A 9,909-nucleotide genomic window follows, 5' to 3' on the forward strand; every position below is an offset into this window, starting at 1 on the left:
CCCGGGTCCGCTGGATCCGGGGTTCTCGTGCTGACCGCGCCCTGCCGCCGGCACCCCGGAAGGAACCCATGAACGTCGCCGGACTGCTGCCCGTCCTCCTCACCGACCCCGCCGTCGCGCGCGCCGTCTCCCTCGTCCCGTCCCGCGGCGAGGCCGACGTCGTCGGGCCCGCCGGCATCCGCCCGCCCCTGCTGGCCGCGCTGGCCGGCGCCCGCGGCGGCGTCCCCGCCGACGGCGCCCCGACCGGCGGGAAGCGCCCCGGCCGCCCGCTCGTCGTCGTGACCGCCACCGGCCGCGACGCGGACGAGACGGCCGCCGCCCTGCGCTGCTACCTGCCGGACGACGACGTGGCCGTGCTCCCGTCCTGGGAGACGCTGCCGCACGAGCGGCTCTCGCCCCGCAGCGACACCGTCGCCCGCCGGCTGGCCGTGTTCCGCCGGCTCGCGCACCCGGACCCCGAGCCCGGCCACTCCGGGCCGATCCGGGTCCTCGTCATGCCCGTGCGCGCGCTGCTCCAGCCCGTCGTCGCCGGGCTCGGCGAGCTGGCGCCCGTCTCCCTGGACGTGGGCCAGCGCGCCGACCTGTCGGACGTCGCCGAGCGGCTGGTCGCGGCCGCCTACACCCGGGTCGACATGGTCGAGCGCCGCGGCGAGTTCGCGGTGCGCGGCGGCATCCTCGACGTGTTCCCGCCGACCGAGGACCACCCGCTGCGCATCGAGTTCTGGGGCGAGGACGTCGAGGAGATCCGCTGGTTCTCCGTCGCCGACCAGCGCAGCCTCGAGGTCGCGAACCACGGCCTGTGGGCGCCGCCGTGCCGGGAGATCCTGCTGACCGAGGAGGTCCGCGAGCGCGCGGCGTCCCTGGTCGAGCGGCTGCCCGGCGCGGTCGACATGCTCGACAAGCTCGCGCAGGGCATCGCGGTCGAGGGCATGGAGTCCCTGGCCCCGGCGCTCGTCGGCGAGATGGTCCCGGTGCTCGACCTGGTGCCCGACGACGCCCTGCTCGTCCTCGCCGACCCCGAGCGGGTCCGGCGCCGCGCGCACGACCTCGTCGCCACGACCGAGGAGTTCCTGCAGGCCGCGTGGACGTCCGCCGCCGCCGGCGCCGCGACGCCGCTCGACCTCTCCGCCGCCTCGTTCGCGTCGTTCGCCGAGGTGCGGGCGCTCGCGGCCGTGCGCGGCCTCGGCTGGTGGACGCTGAGCCCGTTCACGCTGGACGCGGACGCCGTCGACGCGGCGGACGGCACCGTGTCCGCCGACGACGTGCGCAGCACCGACGACGGCGTCGAGACGGTCGTCGTCGCGGCCCGGGACGTCGAGCGGTACCGCGGGGAGGTGGACCGCGCGGTCGCCGACGTGCGCCGGCTGCAGCAGGACGGCTGGCGGCTGCTGCTCGCCACCGAGGGCCACGGGCCCGCGCAGCGCATGGCGGAGCAGCTCCGCGCCGCCGACGTGCCCGCGCGCCTGGTGCCGGCGCTCGAGGGCGAGCTCGAGGGCGGCGTCGTCCTCGTGATGCCCGCGCAGGTGGGGCCGGGGTTCGTGTCCGAGGACCTGCGGCTCGCGGTGTTCTCCGAGTCCGACCTCACCGGTCGCCCGGGCGCGTCGACCCGCGACATGCGCAAGATGCCCAGCCGGCGCCGCAACGTGGTCGACCCGCTGCAGCTGCGCCCGGGCGACTTCGTGGTGCACGAGCAGCACGGCGTCGGCCGGTTCGTGGAGCTGATCTCCCGGACCGTCGGGTCGGGCGCCGCCGCGGCCACCCGCGAGTACATGGTGATCGAGTACGCGTCGTCCAAGCGCGGGCAGCCGGGCGACCGGCTGTTCGTGCCGACCGACCAGCTCGACCAGGTCACGAAGTACGTCGGCGGCGAGGCGCCCAGCCTGAACAAGATGGGCGGCTCGGACTGGGCCAAGACCAAGGGCCGGGCCCGCAAGGCGGTCAAGGAGATCGCCGGCGAGCTCATCCGGCTGTACTCCGCCCGGATGGCGACCAGCGGCCACGCGTTCGGCCCGGACACGCCGTGGCAGCGCGAGCTGGAGGACGCGTTCGCCTACGTCGAGACGCCCGACCAGCTGGCGACGATCGACGAGGTCAAGCGGGACATGGAGAAGCCGATCCCGATGGACCGGCTGATCTGCGGCGACGTCGGCTACGGCAAGACCGAGATCGCCGTGCGTGCGGCGTTCAAGGCCGTGCAGGACGGCAAGCAGGTCGCGGTCCTGGTGCCGACGACCCTGCTCGTGCAGCAGCACCTCGACACGTTCTCCGAGCGGTACGCCGGGTTCCCGGTGACGGTGAAGGCGCTGTCGCGGTTCCAGACCAAGGGGGAGTCCGAGGCGGTCGTGGACGGCCTGCGCGACGGCAGCGTCGACGTCGTCATCGGCACGCACCGGCTCATCACCGGCGAGGTGCGGTTCAAGGACCTCGGCCTGGTCATCATCGACGAGGAGCAGCGGTTCGGCGTCGAGCACAAGGAGACGCTCAAGGCGCTGCGCACCAACGTCGACGTGCTGGCGATGTCCGCCACCCCCATCCCGCGCACGCTCGAGATGGCGGTGACCGGCATCCGCGAGATGTCCACCCTGGCGACCCCGCCGGAGGAGCGGCACCCGGTGCTGACCTTCGTCGGTGCGTGGGAGGAGAAGCAGATCTCCGCCGCCATCCGCCGCGAGCTGCTGCGCGAGGGCCAGGTGTTCTACGTGCACAACAAGGTCGAGTCGATCGAGCGCACCGCGGCCCGGTTGAACGAGCTCGTGCCCGAGGCCCGGATCGCGGTCGCCCACGGCAAGATGAACGAGCACCAGCTCGAGCAGGTGATCGTCGACTTCTGGGAGAAGCGGTTCGACGTCCTGGTGTGCACGACGATCGTCGAGACCGGCCTGGACATCTCCAACGCGAACACGCTGATCCTGGAGCGCGCCGACCGGCTCGGCCTCTCCCAGCTGCACCAGCTGCGCGGGCGCGTCGGCCGGGGCCGCGAGCGGGCGTACGCCTACTTCCTGTACCCGCCGGAGAAGCCGCTCACCGAGACGGCGCACGACCGGCTGCAGACGATCGCCGCGAACACCGACCTCGGCGCCGGCATGGCGGTCGCGATGAAGGACCTGGAGATCCGCGGCGCCGGCAACATGCTCGGCGGCGAGCAGTCCGGGCACATCGAGGGCGTCGGCTTCGACCTGTACATCCGCATGGTCGGCGAGGCCGTCGCGTCCTACCGCGGCGACCAGCCCGAGGAGCTGCCCGACGTCACCGTCGAGCTGCCCGTCGACGCGCACATCCCGCACGACTACATCGCGCACGAGCGGCTGCGCCTGGAGGCGTACCGCAAGCTCGCGGCCGCCGCGGACGAGAAGACGCTCGAGGAGATCGCCGCCGAGCTCGTGGACCGGTACGGCCCGATCCCCGAGGCCGTGACCAACCTGTTCGCGGTCGCCCGGTTCCGGCTGCACGCCCGCACGGCCGGGCTCACCGACATCACCGCGCAGGGCAAGTTCGTGCGGTTCGCGCCGGTCGACCTGCCGGAGTCGGCGCAGCTGCGGCTCAAGCGGCTGTACCCGGGGTCGGTGCTGAAGCCCGCGCTGCGCACCGTGCTGGTGCCGTTCCCGACGACCGCGCGGATCGGCGGCAAGCCGCTGCACGGCGAGGCGATCATGTCCTGGGCGCGGCAGCTGATCGACGCGGTCGTGCTGGGCGACGTGTCCGCCGCGGCGGGGGTGGGCACGGCGGCGCGCTGAGCCCGCCCGCCGGGCCTCGGCCGCGCGTCGGGGCCGGTCCTGGCCCCGGGCCCAGGACCGGCCCCTACGATGGGCCCGGTCGGGCGACGGAGAGCGACGAGAGGCCAGGTGTGCGGTGACGCGGAAGACGGTCCGGCGGACGGTGTCCGCCGTCGGGGTGCTGGCGGTGGCGGGCGTGCTCGCCGCGTGCGGCGGCGGGCGGCCCGGTGCGGCGGCGGTGGTCGACGGCCGGTCGATCCCGACGGCCGACGTCGAGACGGCGACCGAGGAGCTCGGCCCCGTGCTGCAGGGCGTCACCTCGTCCGCGATCCTGGGCGTGCTCATCCAGGAGCCGACGGTCGCCGCGGCGGCCGCCGACGCCGGCGTCGCCGTCTCCGACGAGCAGGCGGCGGACGCGCTCGACCAGCAGGTCGCGGCCGCGGGCGGCGAGGCGGGCCAGGAGTTCTCCCCGACGTCGGTGGCCGTCATGCGGTACCTGCTCGAGATCCAGGCGATGCAGGGCGCCGACGACGCCGACACGCTGCTGGCCTCGCTGCAGGAGGACCTCGGGTCGATCGACTTCACGGTCAACCCGCGGTTCGGCACCGCGGACGAGCTGGGCACCGTCGGCACGACGGCCTACCCGTGGATCGTGTCCGCCGACGGCACCGCGGCGACCACCGCGCCGTGACCGGGGCCGTCCCCGTCGACCCGACCGCCGTCGCGGACCCGCTGCGGCGGCTCGTCGCGGTGATGGACCGGCTGCGCTCCCCGGGTGGCTGCCCGTGGGACGCCGAGCAGACCCACGCGTCGCTGGTGCCGTACGTGCTCGAGGAGGCCTACGAGGTCGCGGAGGCCGTCGAGGGCGGGGACCGGGCGCACCTGCGCGAGGAGCTCGGCGACCTGCTGCTGCAGGTGGTGTTCCACGCGCGGATCGCCGAGGAGGACCCGGCGGAGCCGTTCGACGTCGACGACGTCGCGGCCGACCTCGTCGCCAAGCTGGTCCGGCGGCACCCGCACGTGTTCGGCGACGCCCGGGTGGCGGACGCCGACGGCGTGAACCGGCAGTGGGACGCCATCAAGCGCGAGGAGAAGCAGCGCGAGTCCGTCCTGGACGGCGTGCCCCTCGCGATGGGGGCGCTCGCCCGGGCGCAGAAGATCGCCGCGCGGGCGGACCGGTCCGGGCTGGCGCAGGCCGCGCCCGCACCGGGGACGCCCGGCGACGGCGCGGCCGACCTCGGCGCCCGGCTGCTCGCGCTCGTGCAGGAGGCCCGCGCCGCCGGTCTCGACGCCGAGGGCGAGCTCCGCCGCGCGACCGCGGCCTGGGAGCGGGACCTGCGGGCGGCCGAGCGCGGCTGACCGCGCCCGACCGCGCCCGACCCCGCCCGACCGCGGCGCGCCGGGCCGAAGGTCCGGGCCCCCGGCGAGCCCCGGGCACCAGGATGGGCGAGGCTCGGGGTGCACCCGCGGCCCGGTGCCCCCTGCCGCTGACGGCGGGCGCACCGCGACACCGGACGAGGAGGGGTCGATGCGCATCGGCGTCCCGAAGGAGGCCCGGCCGGGCGAGCGGCTCGTGGCCGCCACGCCCGCCACCGTGGGCCGGCTCGCGAAGCTGGGCTACGAGGTGGTGGTCGAGCACGGCGCGGGGGAGGCGGCGAGCTTCCCCGACGCCGCGTACGCCGAGGCGGGTGCCGCGCTCGGCGCCGCCGCCGAGGTCTGGGCCAGCGACGTGGTGACGACCGTGAACGCCCCGGCCGACGCCCAGGTCGCCGCGCTGACCCCGGGCGCGACGCTGGTCTCGATGCTGGCGCCGGCCGCGCACCCCGAGCGGGTCGAGGCGCTGGCCGCGCGCGGCGTGACCGCCCTGGCCCTCGACGCCGTGCCGCGCGTGTCCCGGGCCCAGGCGCTCGACGTGCTCAGCACGATGTCGAACGTCGCGGGCTACCGCGCGGTCATCGAGGCCGCCGAGGAGTTCGGCGGCATGTTCACGGGCCAGGTCACGGCCGCGGGCAAGACCCCGCCCGCCACGGTGTTCGTCATCGGCGCGGGCGTCGCGGGCCTCGCCGCGATCGGTGCCGCGGGCAGCCTCGGCGCCCAGGTGCGCGCGTACGACGTGCGGCCCGAGGTCGGCGAGCAGATCGAGTCGATGGGCGCGTCCTTCGTGCAGGCCGCCGCGGCCCAGCAGGAGGTGAGCGCCGACGGCTACGCCCGGGCGCTGACCGCCGAGCAGGAGCGGCTGACCGCCGAGATGTACGCCGCGGAGACGGCCAAGGCCGACATCGTCATCACCACGGCCCTGGTCCGCGGCACCGCGCCGCGCACGATCAGCGCCGAGATGGTCGCCGCCATGCGGCCCGGCTCCGTCATCGTCGACCTGGCCGCGTCCGGCGGCGGCAACTGCGAGCTCACCGTGCCGGGGGAGAAGGTCGTCACCGCGAACGGCGTGACGATCCTCGGCTACACCGACCTGACCAGCCGGATGGCGCGGCACACCTCGCAGCTGTTCGGCACCAACGTGGTGAACCTGCTCACGCTGCTCACCCCGGGCAAGGACGGGGCGCTGGTCCTCGACCTCGACGACCCGGTGCAGCGCGGCATGGCCGCGACCCGGGCGGGGGAGGTGCTGTGGCCGCCGCCGCCCGTGCAGGTGTCCGCGGCGCCGGCCGCGGAGCCCGCTCCGGCGGTGGCACCGGTCGACCCCGCCGAGCAGGCCCGCCGCGCCCGCGAGACCGCGCGCCGCCGCGGGCAGCGTCAGATGACCGGCCTCGCCCTGGGCGCCGTGCTGCTCGCCCTGGCGATCACGTTCTCGCCGGCCGCGTTCGCCGGGCACTTCACGGTGTTCGTGCTCGCGGTGTTCGTCGGCTACTACGTCATCTCGAACGTCAGCCACTCGCTGCACACGCCCCTGATGGCCCAGACCAACGCGATCTCCGGGATCATCCTGGTCGGCGCGCTGCTGCAGATCGGCAGCGACAGCTGGGTCGTCTCCACGCTCGCGTTCGCCGCGGCGGCGGTCGCCGCCATCAACATCTTCGGTGGCTTCCTGGTGGCCTACCGGATGATCGGGATGTTCCGGAAGGAGGAGGCCTGAGATGCTCACCTCCGCAGCCCAGGGCGTGTACCTCGTCGCCGCCGTCCTGTTCGTCCTCAGCCTCGCCGGGCTGTCCAAGCAGGAGACCGCCCGCCGGGGCAACCTGCTCGGCATGGTCGGCATGGCGCTCGCGCTCGTCGCCACCGTCCTGCTCGGCGTCGACGTCTCCGAGCGCAGCCCGCTCGTGACCCTGCTGCTCATCGCGCTGGTGCTGATCATCGGCATCGCCGTCGGCACCTGGCGGGCCCGCTCCGTCGAGATGACGCAGATGCCCGAGATGATCGCGATGCTGCACTCGTTCGTCGGCGCCGCGGCCGTGCTCGTCGGCATCAACTCCTACCTGACCGAGGCGCACGCCGACGCGCTGCACCTGGTCGAGGTGTTCCTCGGCGTGCTCATCGGCGCCGTCACGTTCACCGGCTCGATCGTCGCCTACCTCAAGCTGTCGGCGAAGATGTCGTCCGCGCCGCTCACGCTGCCCGGCCGCAACTGGCTGAACCTCGGCGCGCTCGTCGCGTCGGCCGGCGCGCTGGGCTGGTTCCTGGCGTCGCCGTCGCTGGTGCCGCTGCTGCTCATGACCGTCGTCGCGCTCGCGCTCGGCTGGCACCTCGTGGCCGCGATCGGCGGGGGCGACATGCCCGTCGTCGTGTCGATGCTGAACTCGTACTCCGGGTGGGCCGCGGCGGCCGCGGGCTTCATGCTGGACAACGACCTGCTGATCGTCACCGGCGCCCTCGTCGGCTCCTCCGGCGCGATCCTGTCGTACATCATGTGCCGCGCGATGAACCGGTCGTTCGTCAGCGTGATCCTGGGCGGCTTCGGCACCGAGGGCGGGACCGTCGTCTCGTCGGGCTCGACCGAGGTCGGCGAGCACCGCGAGGTGCAGGCCGCCGAGGTGGCGGAGATGCTCAAGTCCGCGTCCAGCGTCGTGATCACCCCCGGCTACGGCATGGCCGTCGCCAAGGCGCAGTACCCGGTCGCCGACCTGGTGGCCCGGCTCCGCGCCGCGGGCGTCGAGGTCCGGTTCGGCGTGCACCCCGTCGCGGGGCGGCTGCCCGGGCACATGAACGTGCTGCTCGCCGAGGCCAAGGTGCCGTACGACATCGTCCTGGAGATGGACGAGATCAACGACGACCTGGCCTCGACCGACGTCGTCCTGGTCATCGGCGCCAACGACACCGTGAACCCCGCCGCGCTGGACGACCCGGGCTCGCCGATCGCCGGCATGCCGGTCCTCGAGGTCTGGAAGGCCAAGCAGGTGATCGTGTTCAAGCGGTCGATGGCCACCGGGTACGCCGGGGTGCAGAACCCGCTGTTCTTCCGCGAGAACACGGCGATGCTGTTCGGCGACGCGAAGGACCAGGTGGAGCGCATCGTCGCCGCTCTCTGACGCTGTTCACCGTCCGGTCGCCGAAGGTCCCACCGCCGCACCGGACGGACCGCACTAGGCTGAGGTCGCAAACCGACCCGTTTGACGAAGGAGCACCATGGCCAGCATCGAGGCCGTCGGCGCCCGCGAGATCCTCGACTCGCGCGGCAACCCCACTGTCGAGGTCGAGGTCGCGCTCGACGACGGCACCATCGCCCGGGCCGGTGTGCCCTCGGGTGCCTCGACCGGGGCCTTCGAGGCCGTCGAGCGCCGTGACGGCGACAAGTCGCGCTACCTGGGCAAGGGTGTCGAGGACGCGGTCAACGCGGTCATCGACGAGATCGCCCCGGAGCTCATCGGCTTCGAGGCCACCGAGCAGCGCCTGGTCGACCAGGCCCTCATCGAGCTCGACGGCACCCCGAACAAGGGCAAGCTCGGCGCCAACGCGATCCTCGGCGTCTCGCTCGCCGTCGCGAAGGCCGCGGCCGACTCGGCCGACCTGCCGCTGTTCCGCTACGTCGGCGGCCCGAACGCCCACGTGCTGCCCGTGCCGATGATGAACATCCTCAACGGTGGGTCGCACGCCGACTCCAACGTCGACATCCAGGAGTTCATGGTCGCCCCGATCGGCGCCCCGACCTTCCGCGAGGCCCTGCGCACCGGCGCCGAGGTCTACCACTCCCTGAAGTCCGTGCTGAAGAGCAAGGGCCTGTCGACCGGTCTCGGCGACGAGGGCGGCTTCGCGCCGAACCTCGAGTCGAACCGCGCCGCCCTGGACCTGATCCTCGTCGCGATCGAGAAGGCCGGCTTCGTGCCGGGCAAGGACGTCGCGCTGGCCCTGGACGTCGCCGCCACCGAGTTCTTCAAGGACGGCGCCTACCAGTTCGAGGGCAAGGCCCTCGCGCCGGCCGAGATGATCGCGTTCTACGAGCAGCTCGTGGCGGACTACCCGCTGGTGTCCATCGAGGACCCGCTGTCCGAGGACGAGTGGGGCACCTGGTCCGAGCTCGTCGGCAAGGTCGGCGACAAGGTGCAGATCGTCGGCGACGACCTGTTCGTCACCAACCCGGAGCGCCTGGCCAAGGGCATCGAGCTCAAGGCCGCGAACTCCCTGCTGGTCAAGCTCAACCAGATCGGCACCCTGACCGAGACGCTGGACGCCGTCACCCTGGCCCAGCGCAACGGCTTCACCACGATGACCTCGCACCGCTCCGGCGAGACCGAGGACGTCACGATCGCCGACCTGTCCGTCGCGACGAACGCCGGCCAGATCAAGACCGGTGCGCCGGCCCGTGGCGAGCGCATCAACAAGTACAACCAGCTGCTCCGCATCGAGGAGGAGCTGGACGACGCCGGCCGCTACGCCGGCCTGTCGGCCTTCCCGCGCTGGAAGGCCTGAGCCCTCAGGCTCTCGACCGGAGGCCGGTGACCCCGCACGGGGTCGCCGGCCTCCGGCGCGTCCGGGGCCCGGCGGCTGCGCCGGCGGACCGGCGCGACGTCGGCCGCGGCCGCGGGTGTGGGGATCGTGTGCGTGCGCGGACACGGCCGGGCCGCCTGCGGGTGCGGGGACACGTGGCGGGGCACAATCGGGGTCATGCCCGCCCCTCGTCGTCCCGCCGCGCCCCGCACCGGCGCCGACGACGACGCGACCCGCGGCGACGACCGGCGGGGCACCGCCCCCCGCACCCCGGCGCCCCGGAAGGCGGCGCCCCGCACCGCGAGCGTGCCGCGGTCGC

6 protein-coding genes are annotated in these 9,909 nt (G+C 74.1%); all 6 read left to right on the plus strand.

The features are described 5' to 3' along the window. Nucleotides 1-68 precede the first annotated feature (68 nt). Entirely contained in the window at nt 69-3,734 is a 3,666-nt protein-coding gene (gene mfd, locus FA014_RS14825) for a transcription-repair coupling factor (RefSeq protein WP_154730427.1), read from the plus strand. 115 nt (nt 3,735-3,849) lie between these two features. Continuing rightward, nucleotides 3,850-4,404: a hypothetical protein gene (locus FA014_RS14830; protein WP_154730428.1), complete on the plus strand. Its 555-nt coding sequence runs from the start codon at nt 3,850-3,852 to the stop codon at nt 4,402-4,404. Next, nucleotides 4,401-5,072: a nucleoside triphosphate pyrophosphohydrolase gene (gene mazG, locus FA014_RS14835; protein WP_230323199.1), complete on the plus strand. Its 672-nt coding sequence runs from the start codon at nt 4,401-4,403 to the stop codon at nt 5,070-5,072. Before FA014_RS14830 ends, mazG begins: the two co-directional genes overlap by 4 nt. A 169-nt stretch (nt 5,073-5,241) precedes the next feature. Continuing rightward, nucleotides 5,242-6,804, plus strand: a complete 1,563-nt coding sequence (locus tag FA014_RS14840; RefSeq protein WP_154730429.1) for a Re/Si-specific NAD(P)(+) transhydrogenase subunit alpha — start codon at nt 5,242-5,244, stop codon at nt 6,802-6,804. Nucleotide 6,805: 1 nt separating this feature from the next. Next, a complete protein-coding gene (pntB, locus tag FA014_RS14845) occupies nt 6,806-8,194 on the plus strand; it encodes a Re/Si-specific NAD(P)(+) transhydrogenase subunit beta (protein WP_154730430.1) in 1,389 nt (462 codons plus the stop codon). A 97-nt stretch (nt 8,195-8,291) separates the two neighbouring features. After that, nucleotides 8,292-9,572, plus strand: a complete 1,281-nt coding sequence (gene eno / locus FA014_RS14850) for a phosphopyruvate hydratase (protein WP_154730431.1) — start codon at nt 8,292-8,294, stop codon at nt 9,570-9,572. Nucleotides 9,573-9,909 lie beyond the last annotated feature (337 nt).

The sequence above is a fragment of the Cellulomonas hominis genome, from assembly GCF_005239125.1.
Classification (GTDB): Bacteria; Actinomycetota; Actinomycetes; order Actinomycetales; family Cellulomonadaceae; genus Cellulomonas; species Cellulomonas hominis_A.